Source organism: Scytonema millei VB511283 (assembly GCF_000817735.3).
In the GTDB taxonomy this organism is placed as follows: domain Bacteria; phylum Cyanobacteriota; class Cyanobacteriia; order Cyanobacteriales; family Chroococcidiopsidaceae; genus Chroococcidiopsis; species Chroococcidiopsis millei_B.
Map to the genome: position 1 here is coordinate 198,490 of NZ_JTJC03000002.1, position 21,358 is coordinate 219,847.

At 44.2% G+C, this 21,358-nt stretch carries 19 protein-coding genes and 1 pseudogene; 11 read left to right on the top strand and 9 right to left on the bottom strand.

The features are described from left to right. Positions 1 to 77: 77 nt before the first annotated feature. From QH73_RS08550 to QH73_RS08575, 6 genes are all read left to right on the top strand, one after another. Entirely contained in the window at positions 78 to 1,034 is a 957-nt protein-coding gene (locus QH73_RS08550; RefSeq protein WP_039716755.1) for a glycosyltransferase, read from the top strand. A gap of 91 nt (positions 1,035 to 1,125) precedes the next feature. Further along, on the top strand, positions 1,126 to 3,027 hold the full coding sequence (locus tag QH73_RS08555) for a glycosyltransferase (protein ID WP_039716754.1): 1,902 nt from the start codon (positions 1,126 to 1,128) through the stop codon (positions 3,025 to 3,027). Positions 3,028 to 3,051: 24 nt separating this feature from the next. Then, positions 3,052 to 3,801, top strand: a complete 750-nt coding sequence (locus QH73_RS08560; protein ID WP_236146950.1) for an SDR family oxidoreductase — start codon at positions 3,052 to 3,054, stop codon at positions 3,799 to 3,801. Positions 3,802 to 3,876: 75 nt separating this feature from the next. Beyond that, positions 3,877 to 4,464 carry a D-glycero-alpha-D-manno-heptose-1,7-bisphosphate 7-phosphatase gene (locus QH73_RS08565; RefSeq protein WP_039716752.1) on the top strand — a complete coding sequence of 196 codons (588 nt, stop codon included), beginning with the start codon at positions 3,877 to 3,879 and terminating at the stop codon, positions 4,462 to 4,464. A gap of 105 nt (positions 4,465 to 4,569) precedes the next feature. Then, complete coding sequence (rfaE2, locus tag QH73_RS08570; protein ID WP_039716751.1) at positions 4,570 to 6,033, top strand: D-glycero-beta-D-manno-heptose 1-phosphate adenylyltransferase; 1,464 nt, start codon at positions 4,570 to 4,572, stop codon at positions 6,031 to 6,033. Positions 6,034 to 6,065: 32 nt separating this feature from the next. After that, on the top strand, positions 6,066 to 7,175 hold the full coding sequence (locus QH73_RS08575; RefSeq protein WP_039716750.1) for a glycosyltransferase family 9 protein: 1,110 nt from the start codon (positions 6,066 to 6,068) through the stop codon (positions 7,173 to 7,175). Here QH73_RS08575 and QH73_RS08580 read toward each other — a convergent pair. Beyond that, complete coding sequence (locus QH73_RS08580; RefSeq protein ID WP_039716749.1) at positions 7,147 to 8,013, bottom strand: DUF4351 domain-containing protein; 867 nt, start codon at positions 8,011 to 8,013, stop codon at positions 7,147 to 7,149. The genes QH73_RS08575 and QH73_RS08580 overlap by 29 nt on opposite strands. A 21-nt stretch (positions 8,014 to 8,034) precedes the next feature. Between QH73_RS08580 and QH73_RS08585 the strand changes: the two genes are divergently transcribed. The 3 genes from QH73_RS08585 (at position 8,035) to QH73_RS28710 (ending at position 11,654) form a co-directional block, all read left to right on the top strand. Beyond that, complete coding sequence (locus QH73_RS08585) at positions 8,035 to 8,856, top strand: glycosyltransferase family A protein (RefSeq protein ID WP_039716748.1); 822 nt, start codon at positions 8,035 to 8,037, stop codon at positions 8,854 to 8,856. Between the two features lie 5 nt (positions 8,857 to 8,861). Beyond that, positions 8,862 to 11,276 (top strand): glycosyltransferase family 9 protein, encoded by a 2,415-nt coding sequence (locus QH73_RS08590; RefSeq protein WP_039716747.1) that lies wholly within the window; start codon positions 8,862 to 8,864, stop codon positions 11,274 to 11,276. A 243-nt stretch (positions 11,277 to 11,519) separates the two neighbouring features. Further along, positions 11,520 to 11,654: a response regulator gene (locus QH73_RS28710; RefSeq protein ID WP_286194075.1), complete on the top strand. Its 135-nt coding sequence runs from the start codon at positions 11,520 to 11,522 to the stop codon at positions 11,652 to 11,654. A gap of 23 nt (positions 11,655 to 11,677) precedes the next feature. On the opposite strand, the gene QH73_RS08595 is transcribed toward QH73_RS28710, so the two are convergent. After that, complete coding sequence (locus tag QH73_RS08595) at positions 11,678 to 12,073, bottom strand: CAAD domain-containing protein (protein ID WP_039716746.1); 396 nt, start codon at positions 12,071 to 12,073, stop codon at positions 11,678 to 11,680. 694 nt (positions 12,074 to 12,767) lie between these two features. Here QH73_RS08595 and aqpZ point away from each other — a divergent pair. Beyond that, entirely contained in the window at positions 12,768 to 13,547 is a 780-nt protein-coding gene (gene aqpZ, locus QH73_RS08600; protein WP_039716745.1) for an aquaporin Z, read from the top strand. An 86-nt stretch (positions 13,548 to 13,633) separates the two neighbouring features. Here aqpZ and QH73_RS08605 read toward each other — a convergent pair. Together QH73_RS08605 and QH73_RS08610 are read right to left on the bottom strand one after the other, a co-directional pair. Beyond that, positions 13,634 to 13,885: pseudogene (locus QH73_RS08605) on the bottom strand (DUF1830 domain-containing protein); the annotation flags it as partial. Between the two features lie 190 nt (positions 13,886 to 14,075). Continuing rightward, a complete protein-coding gene (locus QH73_RS08610; RefSeq protein WP_039716743.1) occupies positions 14,076 to 14,939 on the bottom strand; it encodes a hypothetical protein in 864 nt (287 codons plus the stop codon). Positions 14,940 to 15,375: 436 nt separating this feature from the next. On the opposite strand from QH73_RS08610, the gene QH73_RS08615 reads away from it, so the two are divergent. Continuing rightward, entirely contained in the window at positions 15,376 to 17,076 is a 1,701-nt protein-coding gene (locus QH73_RS08615) for a B12-binding domain-containing radical SAM protein (protein ID WP_309476464.1), read from the top strand. A gap of 79 nt (positions 17,077 to 17,155) precedes the next feature. Here QH73_RS08615 and QH73_RS08620 read toward each other — a convergent pair whose 3' ends face one another. From QH73_RS08620 to QH73_RS08640, 5 genes are all read right to left on the bottom strand, one after another. After that, positions 17,156 to 17,800 carry a helix-turn-helix transcriptional regulator gene (locus tag QH73_RS08620; protein WP_039716741.1) on the bottom strand — a complete coding sequence of 215 codons (645 nt, stop codon included), beginning with the start codon at positions 17,798 to 17,800 and terminating at the stop codon, positions 17,156 to 17,158. A gap of 59 nt (positions 17,801 to 17,859) precedes the next feature. Next, complete coding sequence (locus tag QH73_RS08625; protein ID WP_039716740.1) at positions 17,860 to 18,327, bottom strand: hypothetical protein; 468 nt, start codon at positions 18,325 to 18,327, stop codon at positions 17,860 to 17,862. 191 nt (positions 18,328 to 18,518) lie between these two features. Continuing rightward, complete coding sequence (locus QH73_RS08630; RefSeq protein WP_039716739.1) at positions 18,519 to 19,130, bottom strand: superoxide dismutase; 612 nt, start codon at positions 19,128 to 19,130, stop codon at positions 18,519 to 18,521. A gap of 267 nt (positions 19,131 to 19,397) precedes the next feature. Beyond that, entirely contained in the window at positions 19,398 to 20,159 is a 762-nt protein-coding gene (locus QH73_RS08635; protein WP_039716738.1) for a phosphatase PAP2 family protein, read from the bottom strand. A gap of 176 nt (positions 20,160 to 20,335) precedes the next feature. Beyond that, positions 20,336 to 21,214: a phosphate/phosphite/phosphonate ABC transporter substrate-binding protein gene (locus QH73_RS08640; RefSeq protein ID WP_039717702.1), complete on the bottom strand. Its 879-nt coding sequence runs from the start codon at positions 21,212 to 21,214 to the stop codon at positions 20,336 to 20,338. Positions 21,215 to 21,358 lie beyond the last annotated feature (144 nt).

Genomic DNA, 21,358 nt, shown 5'->3' on the forward strand with positions numbered 1-21,358 from the left:
TAACAGTTCACGGTAACCAACTACCAATCTCCAAATAATTAATTTTGACTTTTAACTTTTGACTTTTAACTTTTTTTATGCGAATTCTCACTTGGCACGTTCACGGTAGCTACTTGTACTACCTAACTCAAGCAAATCATGATTTTTATTTACCGGTGAAACCAGACAAATCAGAAGGCTACGGCGGACGTTTACCTGGTTTTCCGTGGGGGGACAACGTGCGAGATATTCCAGCTGAAGAAGTACGAAATCTTGAATTTGACTGCATTTTATTTCAGTCGCGCAAAAACTACTTACAAGACCAATACGAGATTCTATCCGAATCGCAGCAACGACTACCTCGCATTTATTTAGAACACGACCCGCCTCAAGAACATCCGACGAATACCAAACATATAGTTGACGATCGCGAGGTGTTATTAATTCACGTCACTCATTTCAATCAGTTGATGTGGGATAACGGGCGATCGCCGACTCGCGTTATCGATCATGGCGTAGTCATTCCTAGCAACGTGCAATATACAGGAGAAATTGCTAAGGGATTAGTAGTTGCCAACGGCTTAGGCAAACGAGGACGGCGTTTAGGTGCAGATATTTTCGAGCGCGTGCGTCAGTCCGTCCCGTTAGATTTAGTGGGGATGGATGCAGAGTCTCTAGGTGGACTAGGAGAAGTTCCCCACGCCCAGCTAGCTCAATTTACCGCAAAATATCGTTTTTTCTTCCATCCAGTCCGCTATACCAGTTTGGGGTTAGCAGTATGCGAAGCGATGATGGTAGGGCTACCCATTGTTGGTTTGGCAACCACAGAATTAGCCACAGTGGTAGAAAACGGAATTTCCGGTTACATCGACACCGATCTCGATCGCTTAATTGAGCAAATGCGATCGTTGATTGCCAATGCCGATTTAGCTCATTACCTCAGTGCAGGGGCGAGACAACAAGCTCAAAAACGCTTCAACATCAACCGATTCAGCCGCGACTGGGACGAAGCCTTTTTCTCGGTCGTTGGGCGATCGTTGTCAGCCGCCGCCTGAAAAGACAAGGGGGACAAGGGAGACAAGGAAGAATAATCACCGTCAACCGCCAACTGTCAACTGTCAACTGTCAACCAACGATCAATGACTAATGACTAAAAGAATTGCCCTAATTAGCGAACACGCCACCCCGTTAGGAATTTTTGGAGGGGTTGATAGTGGTGGTCAGAATGTTTATGTCGGTCAGGTAGCAAAACACTTGGCAGCAATTGGTTATAGCGTTGATGTATTCACGCGCCGCGATCGCCCCCAATTACCAGAGGTGGTGGAGTGGCATTGTGGAGTCAGAATTATTCACGTTAGCGCAGGTAAACCGGAGGTGTTGCCTAAAGAGGCGTTACTACCGCACATGGAAGAATTCACTGCCAATGCGATCGCTTTTATGGATCGTCAGTGGCGCTATGACCTGATCCATGCCAATTTCTGGATGTCAGCTTTAGTTGCAGCAGAAATTAAGCGCCAACGGGGAATTCCCTTTGTGGTTACATTTCATGCATTGGGACGGGTACGGCGTTTGTATCAAGGTAATGCCGATCGATTTCCCGACGAACGCTTTGCGATCGAAGATCGGATTATCCGCGAAGCCGATCGCATCATTGCTGAGTGTCCCCAAGATCGAGAAGATTTACTTACCCTTTATCAAGCCGATCCCCAAAAAATTGAGGTGATTCCTTGCGGTTTCGATCGCTCGGAGTTCTGGCAGATCGATCGCTTCCAAGCACGATTGAGTCTAGGTATACCCCAACAGGAACGGCTCGTACTGCAACTCGGTCGTTTAGTTCCCCGTAAAGGTGTGGACAATGCGATCCGAGGGTTTGCGCGTTTGGTCGAGCAACATGGAATTGCGGCACGTTTACTAATTGTGGGGGGCGAGTCCGTTCATCCCGATCCGCAAATTACGCCTGAGATCGGTCGCTTAAATGCGCTCGCATCTACCTTGGGAATTGGCGATCGCGTCACGTTTATCGGTCATCGAGGGCGCGAGGTACTGAAATATTTTTACAGTGCGGCGGATGTGTTCGTGACAACTCCTTGGTACGAACCGTTTGGCATTACCCCTTTAGAAGCGATGGCTTGCGGTACGCCCGTCATCGGCTCGAATGTGGGAGGGATTAAATTTACAGTTAAAGATGGAGAGACGGGATATTTAATTGCACCCAACGAACCGGAAATATTAGGCGATCGTCTGGCATTTTTGTTCCAAAACCACTCTTTGTTACACCTTTTAGGCAAACAGGCACTCCGTCACGTCGAACGTTGCTTCACCTGGCAAAAAGTTACTAGTGAGATTGCCGCACTCTACGAAACGATTTTAGCAGGTAGCAAATTGGTTGGTAATTCTATGCATGAATTGGCAGCGATCGAAAGTAGTTTTGATGCAGCAATTCAAGCTTTTCAAGCATCTAAAGCCACCCTGAGTGAAGGAATTCTCGCAGCAGCCAAGCAATTAAGCCACTGCTTTGCCCAAGGGGGAAAAGTCTTAATCTGCGGTAACGGTGGCAGTGCGGCTGAAGCACAGCATCTTGCTGCCGAATTCGTCGGTCGTTTTCGCTGTCCCTATCGGGCAGGACTCCCCGCGATCGCGCTGACGGCTGATAGTGCCATTCTGACTGCATGGTCGAATGATGTAGGATATGACGACATTTTCGCCCGACAGGTGAAAACCTTTGCTCAACCTGGAGATATATTGCTCGGTATTAGTACCAGTGGGCGATCGCGTAATGTCATCAACGCTTTCCAAGCAGCACGCCAGCAAAATCTCAGTTGCATTGCCCTCCTTGGTGGTAACGGTGGCGAACTGGTAGGACTTGCAGATATTGCCATTCGCGTTCCTGCCAACGATCCGCAACGAATTCAAGAGGTTCAATTGTTGGTCGTACATTTATTGTGCGAACTGGTAGAGGAACAACTATTAACCGTTCCACAAGCGTCAGACAGCAGGGAGCAGGGAGTAGTTATCAGTTATCAGTTATCAGTGACTAGTGACCAATGACCAACGATCGATGACCAATGACCAATGACTAATAAAAAGGACAGAATTATGCAAAATTTAACTGCAAAAGTCGCACTAGTTACAGGTGGCGCACGCGGATTAGGTGAAGCAATTTGTCATATCTTAGCTGATGCTGGAATTGTTACCATTATTGCTGATGTTCGCCTTGAATTAGCAGAAAAGGTTGCTCAAAGCTTACGCAACAACGGCAAAGAAGCAATGGCAGTTGCACTTGATGTTACCAACGCTGCAGAAATTGAAACAGCCATTGAAAAAATTGTGGATCGATATGGAAAAATAGACGTTTTAGTTAATAACGCAGGCATAGATTTAACCGTCCCAATTGAAGAAATGCCCGTTCAAGAATGGGAGCGTATTCTTAATGTGAATTTAACGGGACCATTTATTATGTCTAAAGCCGTTTTTACCCCAATGAGAGAACAGGGAGGCGGTTTTATTATTAATATCACTTCGACGGCGGCTAAACGAGCATGGGCAAACGCATCAGCTTACCATGCTAGTAAATGGGGATTATTAGGCTTTTCTCATGCCCTACATGTTGAAGGTAGACCGCACAATATTAAAGTGACTGCTGTGGTCGCTGGTGGGATGCGAACCCCTTTCTTAACCGAACGTTTTCCCGATCTCGATTTAAGCACATTGCAAGATCCAAAAAACGTTGCTCAAACAGTTTTATATCTATTAATGCAACCAAACGATACGGTAATTCCAGAAATCATGGTTTTACCAATGAAAGAAAGTTCTTGGCCCTAATTTGATTTTAGATTTTAGAGTAAGTCTACTTCTGCCCACTGCTCCCTACTCCCTACTCCCTGCTCCCTACTAAATATGAAAGCGGTTTTTTTGGATAAAGATGGTACTTTAATTGAAGATGTTCCTTACAATATCGATCCAGATAAAATTCGACTTTGTGCAGGTGCATTAGAAGCAGTGCAAAGTTTAGCTGCCGCTGGCTACCAAATTTCGATCGTTACAAATCAATCTGGTATAGCACGCGGCTACTTTCCAGAAACCGCTCTCATAAATGTAGAAAAACATTTGCGGCAATTATTAGCGGCTGTTGGCGTTTCTCTAGCTGGTTTTTATTACTGTCCTCATCATCCGCAAGGAGTTGTAACAGAATTTGCAATTGATTGCGATTGTCGTAAACCTAACCCCGGCTTGCTGAAAAAAGCAGCAAAGGAACACTCAATCAAATTACATCAATCTTGGATAATTGGTGACATTTTAAATGATGTCGAAGCAGGGAATCTAGTAGGTTGTCGCACAATTTTAATTGACAACGGTAACGAAACCGAATGGCAACTATCGCGATCGCGATTACCCAACTTTATCGTAAATAACTTACTGGAAGCTGCTGCCGTAATTATGGCAAGCGATCGCTCGCCTCCACAGAAAACACACACCTATTCTTAACATTCTTCATACTTAAATCGCAAAATTCCTTTGCGCCTACTCTTCGAGAACGCTCCGCGTATGCGTCTTTGCGTGACACAAAAACAAAACTATGGAATATAAATTATGATTGCCCAACAATATCTCAATAAATGGACAAACTTGCACGTTCTTGTGATTGGCGAGGCAATGTTAGACTGTTACTTAGAAGGAACCTCTAACCGCCTTTGCCGAGAAGCACCCGTTCCCATCGTCGATATCAGTAGCTTGAAAGACGTACCTGGAGGTGCAGCAAATACAGCAGCAAATCTCGCTCGTTTAGGAGCAAGGGTATCATTCCTATCAGTTATAGGCAATGATGAAGAAGGCGATCGCTTAAAACAAACTCTTCAAGAACGAGGAATTTCCACGCATAATTTAATCGCCTCTACCCAAAGGCAAACTTTACTCAAACAACGCATTTCCTCTGATTCTCAATTACTCTTAAGGTGCGATCGCGGTAGTATAGAAATCATCGATTCTCAAATTGAAAATCAACTCATCGAAAACTTAAGCCGTCTTTATTCAACTTGTGACGCAATTGTAGTTTCAGATTACGCTGGTGGGATTCTCACACCAAGAATCATTCAAACAATAGCTCAACTTCAAACACAATATCCTCGGACTATAGTTGTTGATTCTAAACAATTGAAAAATTTTAAATTTATTAATATCACTGCAATTAAACCCAACTATCAACAAGCTATTCAACTATTAGGTATCTCAGCTTTAAAAGGAAAAGAACGAATTCAACAGATCGCAGACAGGGGAGAAAAACTACTCGATTTCATCAACACTCAACTCGTCGCAGTCACCCTAGATGCCGAAGGAGCCATCATTTTTGAGCGTAACAATCCTCCCTACATTATTCCTTCCCATCCCATGTCCAACAGCCAAGCAACAGGCGCAGGAGATACATTCGTAAGTGGCTTAACCCTTGCCTTAGCTGCAGGTGCAGAAGGAAAGCTTGCCGCATCAATCGCAGCTGCAACAGCAGCAATTGTGGTAACTCAACCAGGTACGACGACTTGTAGCTTATCAGCATTACACCAGTCTCTTTCCGATAATAAAAAACTAGTTGTCAGCCGCGATTCGCTAGTAACTACGATCCAAGAACACCGTAACTGGAAACACCAAATTGTTTTTACCAATGGATGTTTCGATCTTCTACATCTCGGACATGTCACCTATTTAAAACAAGCAAAACAATTAGGAGATGTTCTGATTGTTGGTGTTAACTCAGATGAGAGTATTCGCCAGTTAAAAGGTGCAAATCGTCCTGTAAATTGTTTGAGCGATCGCTTGGCAATTCTCTCGGCTTTAGAAAGCGTCGATTATGTTATTCCTTTTGCCGAATCAACTCCTAGCGAACTGATTAAAATTATCCGTCCTGATATTTACGTCAAAGGAGGAGACTACACCCCAGAAATGCTACCCGAAGTTCCTCTAATAGAAGAACTAGGCGGCGAAGTCAAAATCTTACCTTACGTCAGCAACATTTCTACAACTGCAATAGTTAACCGCATCTATCAAACCTTCGTTAACAGTTAACAGTTATCAGTTATCGGTGAATTTAAATTCTAATGGAAAATCAACAGTTTTGGCATAACGCCAAAAGAATTCTCTGTGTCAGACTAGACACGATTGGCGATGTGATTATGACAACTCCCGCTATTCGTGCCTTAAAAACTTCCGATTGCGATCGCCATATTACCTTAATGACTTCTTCAGCGGGTGCTGTAGTTGCACCACTTTTACCAGATATAGATGACTTAATTGTTTACGATTCTCCCTGGTTAAAAGCAACTGTAACCCGTCAAAATAGCGATCCTGAATATGCCATTATCTCCGAACTGAGAGCAAGAAATTTTGATGCAGCAGTCATTTTTACAGTTTACAGTCAAAGTCCTCTACCTACTGCCTTTCTGTGCTACATGGCAGGTATTCCACTGCGATTAGCGCATTGTCATGAAAATCCTTATCAATTACTAACCAATTGGATTAAAGATCCAGAACCAGAAAATTTCACTCGTCACGAAGTTCAACGTCAACTCGACTTAGTAGCCAGTGTTGGTAGTACAGTTGAAGATAAACGCTTGAGAGTACAGATATCAGAAATTGCGAGAAAAAACATTCAAAACTTACTTGAGGAAATCGGAATTAATTTCAGCCAACCTTGGATTATTATGCATCCAGGTGCAACAGCAATTTCTCGTCGCTATCCTCCAGAAAGTTTTGCGATCGCGGCACGTAAATTAGTGGAAGACTATAATATTCAAGTTATTTTTACAGGTATAGAATCAGAAATAGAACTCGTTGAATCAATTCGCTTGCAGATGCGATCGCCTTCTTTTTGCCTCGTGAATAAACTGAATTTATCCCAACTTGCTGCATTATTAGAAAAAGCACATTTATTAATCTCTAATAATACTGCACCCGTACATATTGCTGCCGCAGTCGGTACACCAGTTGTCGATCTTTATGCTTTAACTAACCCGCAACATACCCCTTGGGAAGTTCTCAATCGTGTCATTTTTCACGACGTTCCTTGCCGAATTTGTTATAAAAGCATTTGTCCTGAAGGACATTACCACTGCTTGCGTTTAGTCGAACCTGAAAGAGTCGTAAATGCAGCATTAGAACTATTGCAGGTTCGTCAGCCAGCTATGCCTGTTCGCGCAACCAATTTGTGAGAGCGGTAACATCTGTAAAATCAAGGAGGGCTTCTGCTAATGCTTCCAACTGAGGAATAGTTAATGTCTGAATTTGTGCCTCAATTTCGGGAGGAATACTACCAAGTCGCCGTCTTAACTGACGCAAAACTAGCGTAGCTTCTCCTTGTTGTAATCCTTGTTGTAATCCTTGTTGTAATCCTTGTTGTCGTCCTTCTTCTAGTCCTTCCGCCAAAATGACTTGGTAAAAAGCAGATTCACGCATGATTTCTCTCCTGAACAACTGTTGGATTAAATTTGTGTCAAATCTCAAACCCGCTAAAATTCCCGTACAAACTGAGAGATCTTGCTGTTGAGTGGGTGCTTCAATCTCAGCTATCTGTTGAGCAACTTGAGCCAACAGAGTTTGAGGTGAATCGGCTTGAGTCAAGGGTGCAAAGGGTAATAAACCTGGGTTAGTCAGAAACAAAGCGGGGTTTTGTTCCCATAGGCGAATGATTCGATAGCGGTGTCTAGTGTTTGTATCTTCATAATAGTCAACTCTAGCGAGTTCTGAAGTTGCCTGTTGTAAAAAAATCACAACCTGCTCAATGTCGCAGTTATATTGCCGTTTTAGTCTGACATAATAATCCAGCATTCGGAAAGAGAAAGGAGGAGTTGAATAAGGGAGAGTTTGAAATTCTAAGTGCAGGAGGCAATTAGCGGTTTGAATAAAGGTAACAGCATCAGCTCGAATGGGTTCGGGAGTCAACTCAGTTTTGAGAACTTGAATTTCCTCAGTGTCAATCTCAAGTAACCATCGGACAAAATCAGCAGGATATTCTTCAGCTAAATATTTACAGGCGTTGTCGTAACTCAATTTTCTGTTCGGAGCTAAATTGTGACAAAAGATGATTATAAAACAATTGATGTTTTAATTCCAACCTGCGATCGCCCAGCAGCTTTAGCGGTAACTTTAGCTAGTCTTTGCGCCCAAACTTATCGAGATTTTCGGGTAATTATTTCCGATCAAACTGAAAATCAAGATATATTTGAAACTCGGGAAGTACGAGCAGTAATGCGAGTGCTTGAAGTCCACGGACATTTAGTCAAAACTTACAAAAATTTACCTCGCCGTGGCATTGCAGAACAACGCCAATTTTTATTAAACAAAGCAACTGCTTCTTATGTCATCTTTTTAGATGATGATGTGTTTTTAGAATCTTATGTCGTACAAAATTTACTTACAGCTATCCAAGAGGAAAAATGCGGTTTTGTAGGAAATGCATTTATCGGGCTTAGTTTTATTCACGATATTCGTCCCCACGAACAAAATATTGAGTTTTGGGACACACCAGTAACGCCAGAAGTCGTGAAATCTGAAACGCCAGCTTGGGAACGTTGGCGCTTGCACAATGCAGCAAATCTATATCATATTCAACAGCGCTTTGACATTACCAGCGATCGCCCGCGTAAATATCGTATAGCCTGGGCAAGCGGTTGTGCCATCTACGATCGCCAAAAATTATTAGATGTCGGCGGATACAACTTTTGGCAAGAACTTCCTCCCCATGCTTGCGGCGAGGACGTGTTAGTACAGTTGCGGCTGATGGCAAAATATGGCGGTTGCGGTTTACTTCCTTCAGGAGCATATCACCAAGAATTACCAACCACAATTAGCGATCGCAGCGTTGACGCACCACATTTATTACCTATTTATTAGTCAAAGTGAAACGAATTCTATTTATTGAATTATTGGGAGGAATTGGGGATTTAATTATCGCGCTACCTGCGATTAAAGCTTTGGCATTGTCCCATCCTCAAGCACGGATCGCGTTGCTGACTTTTCCTCCCGGTGGCGAACTGTTACAAAGCGATCGCCTTATACATGAAGTCATTTTTGCCCAGCGAGGAGCAGCGCGTCAATCGGTCGAGCAGATTCTCACGCAACAGAATTTCGATCTGATTGTTTCTGATGTCAATTATGATGGCATCGCCGAGCTAATTCACAATAGCGGCACTAAACGCACGGTGACGAATTTATGGCGTAACCCGCCCGATAATCAATTCATAAGCGATCGCTTTTGTCAAGTTTTGTTTGAAGAGGGTTTAATTGCAACTGCTGGACTACGCCACGGAAGATCCCCCCAACCCCCCTTAAAAAGGGGGGCAATTGGATCTTCACATGCCTCCAGTAGTGGAGCAGAGAAGCGGCTTTCTCCCCCCTTGCTGAAGGAGGCAATTGGCTCTTCCCAACCTGACTCCAGTAGTGGAGCAGAGAAGCGGCTTTCTCCCCCCTTAAAAAGGGGGGTTGGGGGGGATCTAATTCACCTGCTAGAGAGTGAAATAGCCACAGCTCGACAAATATTTGGAGCCGCATACCGTCCATTGGTCTTTCTAATTCCCGATTCAGCAATGTCAATCAAGCGGTGGTCAACACAGAATTTCATTACTGTCGGCAAAGCCTTACAACAGAAATATAACGCCACCATTGTTGTTGCTGGAGGTGACGATGAAGATATGGTGCGGCAGATTGGGGCAGAAATTGGCAAGACAGCACGAATTTGGCAACGGGGAACCCTGCGGGAACTCGCAGCTGGTTTATCCCAAGCAGATTTAGCGATCGCAGTTGATACTGGACCCGCTCACATTGCTGCTGCCCTTAACGTGCCTACCATTACTATCTTCGGTCCTGCTTGGCACGAACGCTATGGGCAACCTACACCTCATATTAACTTGCAGGGTTATCCCCAATGTTCCGAACGAGTCATTCGCAACTTTACCGAACAAAGCTGTTGGTACAGTGGTGTTTGTCCTTTCGATTGGCACTCCTGTACGGAGGATATATCTGTTGAATCGGTTTTGGCAGCGGCGGCGAAATTCTTGGATTGGCAGGAAGGTCTTGACGATCCCCCCCTGCCCCCCTTCAAAAGGGGGGAGTTAGAAGCGGTGCGAGATACTGCTACCGCCCTGCTTCCACCAGAGACGCGAGCAACTGCTATCCCCCCTTCGCCTCCACTAGAAGCGCAAGAAACTACTGCCCCCTCACCTCCACCACAGACACGAGAAACTATTGCCTCCCTTAAAAAGGGGGGTTGGGGGGATCTCCGCAACATCCTAGTCATGCGCCTAGATAATATTGGTGATGTTATTATGACTAGTCCTGTCCTGCGGACGATTAAAGAAAATCTCCCCGCAGCCAAATTAACCTTAATGGCAAGCCCAGCCGGGGCATTAACACAACCTCTGCTGCCGTGGTTGGATGAAGTCTTACCCTGGCGAGTTCTGTGGCAAGATTTAGGGCGATTGGACTTCGATCCGGCGCGAGAATGGAAGCTGATTGAAACTTTGAGCCAACGTCAATTTGATGCGGTAATTATTCTGACTAGTTTTAGCCAAAGCCCTCACCCAGCTGCTTTAATTTGCTATTTAGCCGGAATTAGACTGCGTTTAGGGGAGTCGAAGGAGTCGGGACAAGGAATATTAACGGATTGGGTTGACCCCATACCGGATGAAATTCACCAAGTAGAGCGGAATTTGCGCTTAATTGAAGCAGTTGGGTTTCAAGTGCGCGATCGCCATCTCTGCTTGCACGTTCCTCAAACCATAACCGCAGCAATCCCAAATTCTTACATCTTGCTCAATCCCTGGACGACTTGCCAATCTCGCAACTACGACGATTGCCGCTTTGCAATAGCAGCCCGTCAATTATCTCAAATGACGAGTTTACCGATTGTCGTCACGGGAACCGATAAGGAGCGCGATCGCGCCCGTCCCTTACTCGATATTTTAGGTGACGCGATCGATCTGATTGGTGCGACTAGTCTCGCTGAATTTACTGCCCTGATTGCCAATGCCCGTTTGGTTCTCACCAATAACACATCCACCATGCATATTGCTGATGCTACCAACACTCCAAGCGTCATTCTCTTTGCTGGTACTGAACTCGAATCTCAATGGCAACCCCGCCATACTCCTGTTAAACTCCTTCGCCGTTCCACAGTTTGCAGTCCCTGCTATGCCTTCACCTGTCCCTACAACATGGAATGCTTAGACATTTCTCCAGAGGAGGTGATTGCAGCTGGATTGGAAATGCTCGATCGAAACAATTCAAAAGTTAAAAGTCAAAATTTTAGAAGGTAAAAGAACCTACTATAGCAGTCCTACTTGAGTTATAAACTTATCGTTATGGTGGTTGACAGTTAACTGTTAACCGTCAACCGTCATCCGTCTTCACGGAGTGTAGCGAGCGCGTTTACCGTCAAGCCGCATCTTAGTTTAAAAAATCAAATATGAATCCTATAGATCCCTAAAAACTACAAAATTCTATCTTATGGAGGATAGTATGAAATAAATTATATCTGTGTCCTATTTGTCTGGACTTATGTGCCTTTCGCTATAGCTTTTATTGATTCAAGCGATCGCCAACTTGCAAGGCAAGCAGGATTTGGGCTGCATTTGCCAAAACCTGTAGAACCAGAGCAGTTAGTGCAGGCGATCGCCGTTGTGTGCGATCGATAGTCAGCAGACATCGATCCGATCGTTTATTCAAAAAGTGACTGTAATTTACTTGCCAGTTCCTCTCTATTAGATTTTGTCCGCAGATATCGATAGATAAACCACACCGAATAGAAAATTCCGATTAGTTGAAACGTCGGTGCTAATAGTGGAATGCTGTTGAGAGCAGCCAAGACTGCAAACAACACTCTCACTGCAATCAAGCCAAGCAAAATCAAAAGGATGTTTGTAATTGGTTGTTTGTATTGTTGCCAGAAGCTACCAACGTGTTTCGGTAGTTCCGTAAAAAAAGCAACTATATTGTTACCGATCTGCCGTCCCTGCATTTGAAGTTGTTTTGCAGTCGATGATGTTGTTAGAGATGTAGATTCTGATGCTTCTCTAACTTCTGAAGTGTCGGTCATGTATTCTGTCTGTTGCATGATTTGCCTACTTATTACTTATGATATTTATGTTCAACGCACGCTCGTACTGCTGCATCTGATGCAATATATCCATTAAGCTAACTGATAACTAAGCTTGCTGTTTCTACCGTAAGTTATGTGTTTTTTCTACCTTCCTCACACTGAGAAATTAATAGAAGTATTCTGAGCGATCGTCCGTTGGCATCAGATATTCGAGTTGTTTCTGCTACTGGTTCTGTTTGAGTCAAATTAACTTTTAACGTCCCCTGGAATAGAATGCCTGGATTGATGAAAAGCTAAATGCTCGATCTCGCTTGCTAGATTACTGTAATCAATCCCGACATATTGAGAAGTTGTAGGCAGACTTATAATTCAGATTGAATCTTTCCCGTTTGTTAAAATGGCTAGAAGCGGCTACTGCATTCATTAGTACTACTTTTGGCTCATCTCTTTTGATAGATAAAACTCACTTTCAATAAGTGTAAAGTGTGTTCAATTCAAGTGTAGAGCGTACGGAAACAGGTATGTTATCTGTCTTCTAACTTATGAATGCAATGTGAGGTAGGGCAATACTCTAGCTACTTTGCACATAGCATAAAACGATACAATTCAAACTCGTTTTCGATCGGGAAGAAGCTTCACTTCTCAGTCAAAAGTTTGTCTTTATCTGTTGCGTAAAAAACTTTTTACTCACTGTAAGGAATAGATGAACATGGCACTTACAAAAAGGTGCGTTGCAGAGTTTATTGGGACTTTCTGGCTGGTTCTCGGCGGTTGTGGTAGTGCAACGATCGCAGCAGCGTTTACGGCAGATGCAGCAAAACTAGGTGAGGGGACAGCATTTCCACTAGGGATTGGACTAGTAGGTGTATCCATCGCTTTTGGTTTGACGGTACTGACGATCGCATATGCATTAGGACACGTTGCTGATTGCCATCTCAACCCAGCAGTAACTTTCGGACTCTGGGCTGGCAAGCGATTTCCTGGTTCTGAACTACTACCATATATCATTGCCCAAGTCATAGGTGCGATCGCGGGCGCGGGAGTTGTTTATCTAATTGCTAGCGGTAAGGCGGGCTTCACTCTCACAGGCTCAAACCCATTGGCAACAAACGGTTTCGGTACACATTCACCCAGTGGTTATTCTTTAGCAGCTTGCTTCTTAACAGAAGTCATAATGACTTTCATGTTCTTGATGGTGATTTTAGGGGCAACAGATCGCCGCGCTCCCCAAGGTTTTGCTCCCATTGCTATTGGTTTAGCACTGACCTTAATTCATCTAATTAGTATTCCTGTAACTAATACCTCAGTCAACCCTGCTCGCAGCACGGGTCCAGCACTTTTTGCTGGCTTGGAGCATATTGCTCAACTTTGGTTGTTTTGGCTAGCTCCAATTTTAGGGGCAGTCCTAGCAGGTTTTTTCTACTCTAGTTTCTTTGCCGAGTCAAGGAAAGAGCGAATACCTGCCGAGCCAATTAAAACATTGCGCTGAATAACTATTTGAGTGTTGTTGAATCTCTGAAGCTGAATAAAGGGTGCAGGGTACCGCGCCCTTTATCGATTTGAGAATAGCTATGTATTGACTTGTAGTTGTTCGCAAAGAATGGTGTCAGCAGGAATAGCGCTAGCTATCTTGGCACTATGGATCTCTAACTGCGCTTCTGGGATTGCCTCAAATAGCAAGTGCTGACCGGGAAATACAACTCGCTCCAAGTACCAGTGAGGAATATTCGTAATCCGTGCAATTTGAATTCCACTTGTTGCATTCTTATAGTTGCACAAAATGCGCTCTTGGTACTCATCAGGTAAGGAGTCTACGATCTGAGCCATAGTTTTGCCTCCTGGCAACAGCGCCAAAACAAATTTGACATATGCTAACGTAAACTACCTGCGAGAAGATCGTAGGCTTCCTACTTCACCGGCTTTTGCTCAAACGTGGACGTGAAAAATCCACGCTTGAAACTTACATAGCCTCCATAGGCAGGGGGGCTAGTTCCTAACGCCAATGCGTCAAAATCTGCTACTCCAGTGGAGGAGGATTGTTTCTGAGAACTTCTGGAGATGCTGTTGTCATGTTGAAGTATTTCCATTCTCGCGTAACATACTTGGCTTTGCCGATCGCAGCATCTGCATTTCTTTCGCCACTGGACGAACAAACATTTGACCAGTAATCGGCTCCAGCTAAAGCAAGATATCGCGCGAGATCGCGATCGTCTGGCTGACTGGGGTTATCCAGAATTAATCTGGCTCTAAACGTTGTAAACACACCTGCGACATCGTTTGGATCTATTCCTGTTCTGTTTCTGGACCAAAAATGAAAATTATATCCATTGCCCGCTGTGACTGAGATAGTGCCTTGCGGCTCCTGCCGAATATCCGCAGGAATAGTGATGCCTCCTGCAAAGTCTTCCCTAAATGCAGCTCCTACAGGAATAGAACTCTGCAAAGCCAACCATCGGTTGTTACTTTTTTGTAGTAGATAGGTGTGAATCTCTCCTATCTCGACACGAGTATTTACAGATGGATTGCCCTCGGCAGCTTCGTTGACGATACCCCATCCAATTAATGCTTGCAATTCTCCAGGATTGTTACCTAATTTGACTCTTGGAGTTTGCGACCAGTCATATGATGCTGGTACTCCGCGCATCTTACCTTCATGCTGACCCTGCATATCGCTGATAATTAACTCTACCGAATTTTCATCGAGATTATCTGGATTTGCTTGCACGAGCGTTTGATGTAAGCTGCTCTTCTCGATCGCATTAACCTTAATCGCTGTAGCATGTGCTGTTACGATCTGAGCTGCTGATATGAAAAGTGCTAGTAGTAAACCAAATATTAATAATAATAGAGAGCGACGACCAAACGAATAAATTTTCAGCATTGGCAGGACAATTAATTTGTGCTTTCAGTATGTTCTTTGATATGTCGAGAGTTGTCGATATAAATAAGTTCAGGTATTTAATAGGGTGGTTAAGTTAGAAAAAGTCAGTTTTCAGATCGTTGTCCGTATTGCTTAATTGCCGATAAAACTTACTTGAAAAGAGGGTGTTTTAACGGCATTCGTTTGCTGCGACAAGAGTTGATGCGTAAATTAGAAAAACATCAACTTCCAGTATGCTTTCCAGTCTCTTCTACCCATACCAGCGATCTGTTGCGATTCATCTCCGGTAATATACAAATTGATTGAAGCGGGTTACATTGTTTTTGATTAGCTATTTATCTTTTACCAAATCATAGAGAACAATATAATTTTAGGTCTTAAAATTAGATATAGATAATTCTAAATTGTTCCCGCACCCTTGGAAGGACGTACGGCTGTGCGTTCTTTCAAATATCACTACATGAATTACCCAACCCTCGACTCCCGTACGGGCGGGTTAACAAACCCGCCCCTACCGACTCCCCACTCCCGTACGTCCGTATTTTCTGCCGAACGCCTACTATTTAACCCAACAACTCCAGAACCCGATGCGATCCCCGCTATCTTCGCCTTTCCTAACGAATACACCGTGGGAATTACCAGCTTGGGATATCAAGTCGTATGGGCAACTTTGGCAATGCGTGCTGATGTTGATGTCAGGCGCTTATTTACTGATATATCCGAACCACTACCACGTCAGCCTGAATTAGTCGGCTTTTCTTGTTCGTGGGAATTGGATTATGTGAATATTCTGAGTCTATTAGAATCTCTCTCCATTCCAATTCATGCCAGCGATCGCACTGACAGCGATCCCCTAGTATTTGGTGGTGGCCCTGTTTTGACAGCTAACCCCGAACCCTTCGCAGAATTTTTTGACGTTATTTTGTTGGGAGATGGAGAAAATTTATTAGGAGATTTTATTTCGGCTTACAAACAAGTTCGGACAGCCGATAGAAAAACTAAATTACATCACCTAGCACAAATACCAGGAATCTATATTCCCAGCTTGTACGAGGTGACGTATGAAGATCCTACAGGCTGTATCCAATCCATTCAACCAATTGCACCAGATATTCCTCATCAGATAGAAAAGCAAACTTATCGAGGTAATACTTTATCTGCTTCTACGGTTGTGACTGAAAAAGCAGCCTGGGAAAATATTTTTATGGTGGAAGTGGTACGCAGTTGTCCTGAAATGTGCCGCTTTTGTCTGGCTAGCTATCTCACTCTACCTTTTCGCACGGCAAGTTTGGCAGGTTCTCTGATTCCCGCGATCGAACGAGGACTGACAGTTACAAACAGGATAGGATTATTGGGGGCATCCGTTACCCAACATCCAGAATTTAATGATTTATTAGCTTATTTAAGTCAACCAAAATACGATGATGTCCGTTTGAGCATTGCCTCGGTGCGGACAAATACTGTCACGGTAGAACTAGCAAAGACTTTAGCAAAAAGAGACACGCGATCGCTCACCATTGCTGTAGAAAGCGGTTCGGAACGGTTGCGTCAAATTATTAACAAAAAACTGCATAACGATGAGATCGTCCAAGCGGCGGTGAATGCCAAAGCGGGAGGATTGAGCAGTTTAAAACTTTACGGTATGGTGGGCATTCCTGGGGAAGAACCGGAAGACCTGGAAGAAACAGTTAGAATGATGCGATCGCTCAAAAAAGCTGCCCCAGGATTGAGATTATCTTTTGGATGCAGTACATTTGTCCCCAAAGCACACACACCGTTTCAGTGGTATGGAGTCAATCCCCAAGCCGAGAAGCGCTTGCAATATTTACAGAAACACCTCAAACCCCAAGGGATTGATTTTCGTCCCGAAAGCTATAATTGGTCGGTGATTCAGGCTTTAATATCGAGAGGCGATCGCCGTTTGTCCCGCCTGTTGGAATTGACGCGAAACTACGGTGACAGTCTCGGTAGCTATCGTCGCGCTTTTAAAGAGTTACGCGGACAAATACCCGATTTAGAATTTTACGTATTTCGTGATTGGTCGCACGAACAAGTCTTACCCTGGAGTCACCTGCAAGCACCTTTGTCACAGGCAACTTTATTGAAACATTTGGCAGTATCAGGGAGCAGCAAGTAGGGGCGCACCGCTGTGCGCCCGTAATATTGGGTAGGGGCGCACAGCGGTGCGCCCGTACAAATGATTCGTTCGTATCGTGTCAGTTACAACTAGAAATGCGGTAAGCACAACGGCGATCGCCACTTAAAATATGCTCGACTCGTTCGACGTTAACATCAGAGCCAAGCAGAGTTTCAAAGACTTGCAATTCCGAACTGCATAACTGCGAGCAACTTTTGGCAGCAGCGCAAATCGAACAATGGTTTTCCGCCAGTACTAAGACTCCTGGTGACTCTTCTATTGTCTCTGCCATATATCCTTCTTGAGTCCGCAGTTGAGCCAAAATTGCCACTCGTTCTCGCCAGTTTTGAGCGTGTTGCATCTGCGCCGAGTATGTTTGAATTTGAGCTTGGGTACGTTCGCCAATTAAAACTTTTAACCCAGCTTCGCCAAATACTTTGCGGACTCCTTCAATTAATTTCACCACCAGATCGGCGTGATGGTTGGGAAAAAGCGCGTTGGCTTTCTCTGTTAATTGCCAAAACTTGACTGGACGACCAACCGCTTGCTTTTGCTCGCTATAAGTGACTAATTGCTCATCTTGAAGAGTCTGCATATGTTGGCGGATTGCCATAGGTGAAACCTGCAACTTAACTGCTAAATCCACAGCCGTTTGCGAGCCGTGCATTTTGATGACAGATAAAATCTGATTTTTGACCCTTACCCGCTCGATCGCATCATTCATGCCAGGTAGATAGGCTTACTGGGCTATCAAACCTAGATTAACGCAAATTTTAAATTAGCTTAAGAAATGCTGGGATAGTTATGTGCTATCCATCCCAACAATAAGCCCAACCATGCTACTGCTGTTGTAAATGCGATCGCCCCTAGTTTTTGCCAATACCTCAGCGCGATCGCCGTCATTACATAAGAATTAATCGTTGCCACTAGACCAATTGCTAACCAGTGATAGGGCAACAAGCTCGATTTTGCCTGCTGGACGAGGTAGGCGATCGCCGTACCCACTAATCCCGTCAAGGCGATCGATCCGTTTTGTCGATACCGACTGCTAGCTACACCGACTAAGTTTGCTAGCTGCCAGTGATAGAACAGAATTCCTATAGACCAAAAGCCCAAATTAATCTTGAGACTGGCAAGACAGAATCCTACCACTGTATAGAGAATAACTGCGATTACACCGAGAGAAATGATTTTTCGATGAGAAAAAATGCGATCGCAGCTTCTACGCTCTACGAAATCAGCTGGAACCATAGAGACATCCGAGCGATATGAGATTTTAGATTTTACAAGCGATTTATTCCCCCTTTTTAAGGGGAGGACACTTACGTGGGCGGGTTTCCCGACTTGAGGAGCGAGTGCGTTGCGGGGGTATCCCCCGTTGTAGCAACTCGCGTTAAAGTGTCCGTGGGCTAGGGGGGATCTTTTCTACCTAACTAGCTACATTATGGCGCTGTCGATAGACGATTGTTGACCTCACTCCAGTTGACTGTATTCCACCACTGCTTGAGGTACTCGGCGCGACGGTTTTGATATTTAAGGTAGTATGCATGTTCCCAAACATCATTACACATGATGGGGAAGTGTCCGTCCGTCCAAGGATTATCTTGATTGGGCGTACTGACAATCTCATACTTGCCACCAGCCGAGCGGACTAGCCACACAAAGCCACTACCAAAGCGCTTCGTACCAGCATCGTTAAACTGAGTTTTGAAGTTTTCAAAATCACCAAAATTATCATTGATGACTTGGGCGATCGCACCTGTAGGTTCCCCGCCAGCATTAGGAGCCATCAATGTCCAAAAGATCGAGTGATTGAAATGTCCGCCACCATTATTGCGAACAGGGGTACGAACTGCTTCCGGTAATGAATTCAGGTCGCGAATCAATTCGTCAATACTTTTGCTCTGTAAATCTGGTTGCGATTGCAGTGCTGTATTTAAATTGTTTACGTAAGTTCCATGATGCAGATCGTGGTGAATCTGCATGGTTTGGGTGTCTATGTAAGGTTCTAAAGCGTCGTTTGCGTAAGGTAGAGATTGCAGTTCAAAAGCCATAAACTCTTTTTTCCTCTTAACTAGAGGTTTCGATAGACTAATATATCAAAACTTTCGATAGAAAAATCTATCAAAATATGACAATTACTGTGAGCAAGTGCTAACTATCACAACCAAAACGTAACAATCTTGGCGATCGCCTTTCCTGTCTCAAAGGTTAGAGATTGTCAGTTGTCAGTTATCAGTGACCAGTTATCAGTTATCAGTTATCAGTTATCAGGGAGCGCACGAGCAGTTAATTCCGACTTACGACTTACGACTTAAGACTTACGACTTCTCCCCGCTTTCTTCGAGTAGTAAGGTAGTTTCATTTTTTGGCTGTTCGGTGTGAGGAGCGATCGCCGCAGTCCGCTTTAGTCTGACGAGAAAGCTAACTCCAATTGCCCAAGCGACTGAAACCATCCATCCGGCTAAAATGTCGCTGGGAAAATGAACGCCCAAGTACAGTCGCGTCCAAGCGATCGCGATCGCATATACACTTCCGCCAATTAATACCAACAAACACCAACGACTACCCCAAGTCAAAATAACGAGAGCAGCTACCAATGTCATGCTATTCATGGCATGACCGCTAGGAAACCCAAAATCAAGTTCTGGCGCGGGTGATGTCCACAGATCGGGACGAACTCGATGCATTAACAGCTTGACTGCACGGTTGATAATGGCGCTTCCTATTACAGTAGTTAGCAAATAAATGAGAGATCGCCATCTTCGTCGCAACAACATTACCAACACGATCGCACTAATAACGGGAAACAAAATAGTACTCGAACCAAACTGAGTCAGCGCTACGGCTATACTATCTAGCTGCGGTTGTGCTGTAGCGTGAATCCCCAGTAATATGAGCGTATCCCAGATGAATCCACCTTCATCCCATACTTCTTCTGCTAATAAGCCAAACACCTGTAAAGGCAAGTAAACTCCAATCGCTAGCAAAAGTAGCGATCGCCAATGAGAAACTAGCACTCGCTTACCAAAGTTCAGAAAAGCTGGCAGCAATTGCTTGAGATCGGATTTAAATAATTGCATTACAGTCTGTTAGTAATAGGTCATCGATCGCCGCAAGGTATACGGCAGTAGCGGTGCTGAAGCGATCGTATGGTATACCAACAGACAGAACTTCTCTCTAAAAGAGTAATTCTGCGTGAGTTCTAAAACTCCATTTCCCACTACTCACCGATCGCGACTCACTTCCCAACTACCATTCACCCTTTAAACAACCGTGCAGGTTTTAATTGGGCGCTTCCTGGTTGCAGTTCGTAAGGAAAAATGCTTTTGACACGCTCGACTACAGAAATCATATAACGATAGTCTGGAATCGAACCTGTAGGAACGTAACCTGTTTCTTGCGCTAAAACGGAAGCAGCTTCGCTTAAAACTTGACGAATAAATTCTTGGCGATTGCGTTCGATAGTTGGCGAAATTAAAACAGATCCCAATGGAACGCTGTGCGGATCGGTGTATAAAACGCGAAAAGAAATTTGAGGAAACTGCGTCTTATAAACATTAAATTCTCTTTGAGAAAGCGCCCCGGCATCGGCTTTACCTTCAGCTACCAAACTCAATATAGTTTTTGGTGTAGGTGCTAATAAAATTTCTGCTAAAGTTAAACCATACAGATTATAAATAGGTAAATAAAATCCTGTTGCCGAACCAGGTTGACCCAAGGCTACTGTTTTATTTGCTAAGTCTTTTAGAGATCGAATGGGGCTGTTTTCTTGAACAACCAAAATCGAGCGTAAGTTTTGCACTCCTTCCAAGGTAAACAGGGGACGGTACTGTTGCTGGGTGATGGCGATCGCCGCTAAGCCTGGAGGCGCAAACACCAACGACCAAGAGCGATTGCGAATCCGTTCTAGGGCTTTATTCTCATTAAAGGCAGGCTCTAGCCTCACCAACGAACCAGTTTTCTCGCCTAAGTAATTGATCAAGCGATCGTACTGGCTGAGAGTCTGTTGACCTTCAGAGTAGCTAACTGTACCAATAATTAATTCTTCTCCCTCACCTTGTAGCGATCGCGAACCACAAGCTGCTAAGAAAAATAATTGAAGTAAAAAGAGACGACGCGAATATCTGGAATTCATTTTCGCCCAGCTGTAGTTAATAGTATTGCTGGATCGTTGAGGTGCGGTCTCCATTCAGGGAAAAGATGAAATTAATTTATAATTTTAAGTAGCATTATATACACTTCTTCTACCATCGTAAAATAAATCTCTACTTACAAGCCA

Coding starts and splice junctions, on each gene's coding strand:
- QH73_RS08640 (WP_039717702.1), bottom strand. CDS start 21,214: ATGAATTCCAGATATTCGCGTCGTCTCTTTTTACTTCAATTATTTTTC.
- QH73_RS08625 (WP_039716740.1), bottom strand. CDS start 18,327: ATGGTTCCAGCTGATTTCGTAGAGCGTAGAAGCTGCGATCGCATTTTT.
- QH73_RS08630 (WP_039716739.1), bottom strand. CDS start 19,130: ATGGCTTTTGAACTGCAATCTCTACCTTACGCAAACGACGCTTTAGAA.
- QH73_RS08550 (WP_039716755.1), top strand. CDS start 78: ATGCGAATTCTCACTTGGCACGTTCACGGTAGCTACTTGTACTACCTA.
- QH73_RS08575 (WP_039716750.1), top strand. CDS start 6,066: ATGGAAAATCAACAGTTTTGGCATAACGCCAAAAGAATTCTCTGTGTC.
- QH73_RS08560 (WP_236146950.1), top strand. CDS start 3,052: ATGACTAATAAAAAGGACAGAATTATGCAAAATTTAACTGCAAAAGTC.
- aqpZ (WP_039716745.1), top strand. CDS start 12,768: ATGGCACTTACAAAAAGGTGCGTTGCAGAGTTTATTGGGACTTTCTGG.
- QH73_RS08620 (WP_039716741.1), bottom strand. CDS start 17,800: ATGAATGATGCGATCGAGCGGGTAAGGGTCAAAAATCAGATTTTATCT.
- QH73_RS08565 (WP_039716752.1), top strand. CDS start 3,877: ATGAAAGCGGTTTTTTTGGATAAAGATGGTACTTTAATTGAAGATGTT.
- QH73_RS08595 (WP_039716746.1), bottom strand. CDS start 12,073: ATGCAACAGACAGAATACATGACCGACACTTCAGAAGTTAGAGAAGCA.
- rfaE2 (WP_039716751.1), top strand. CDS start 4,570: ATGATTGCCCAACAATATCTCAATAAATGGACAAACTTGCACGTTCTT.
- QH73_RS08635 (WP_039716738.1), bottom strand. CDS start 20,159: ATGCAATTATTTAAATCCGATCTCAAGCAATTGCTGCCAGCTTTTCTG.
- QH73_RS08555 (WP_039716754.1), top strand. CDS start 1,126: ATGACTAAAAGAATTGCCCTAATTAGCGAACACGCCACCCCGTTAGGA.
- QH73_RS08610 (WP_039716743.1), bottom strand. CDS start 14,939: ATGCTGAAAATTTATTCGTTTGGTCGTCGCTCTCTATTATTATTAATA.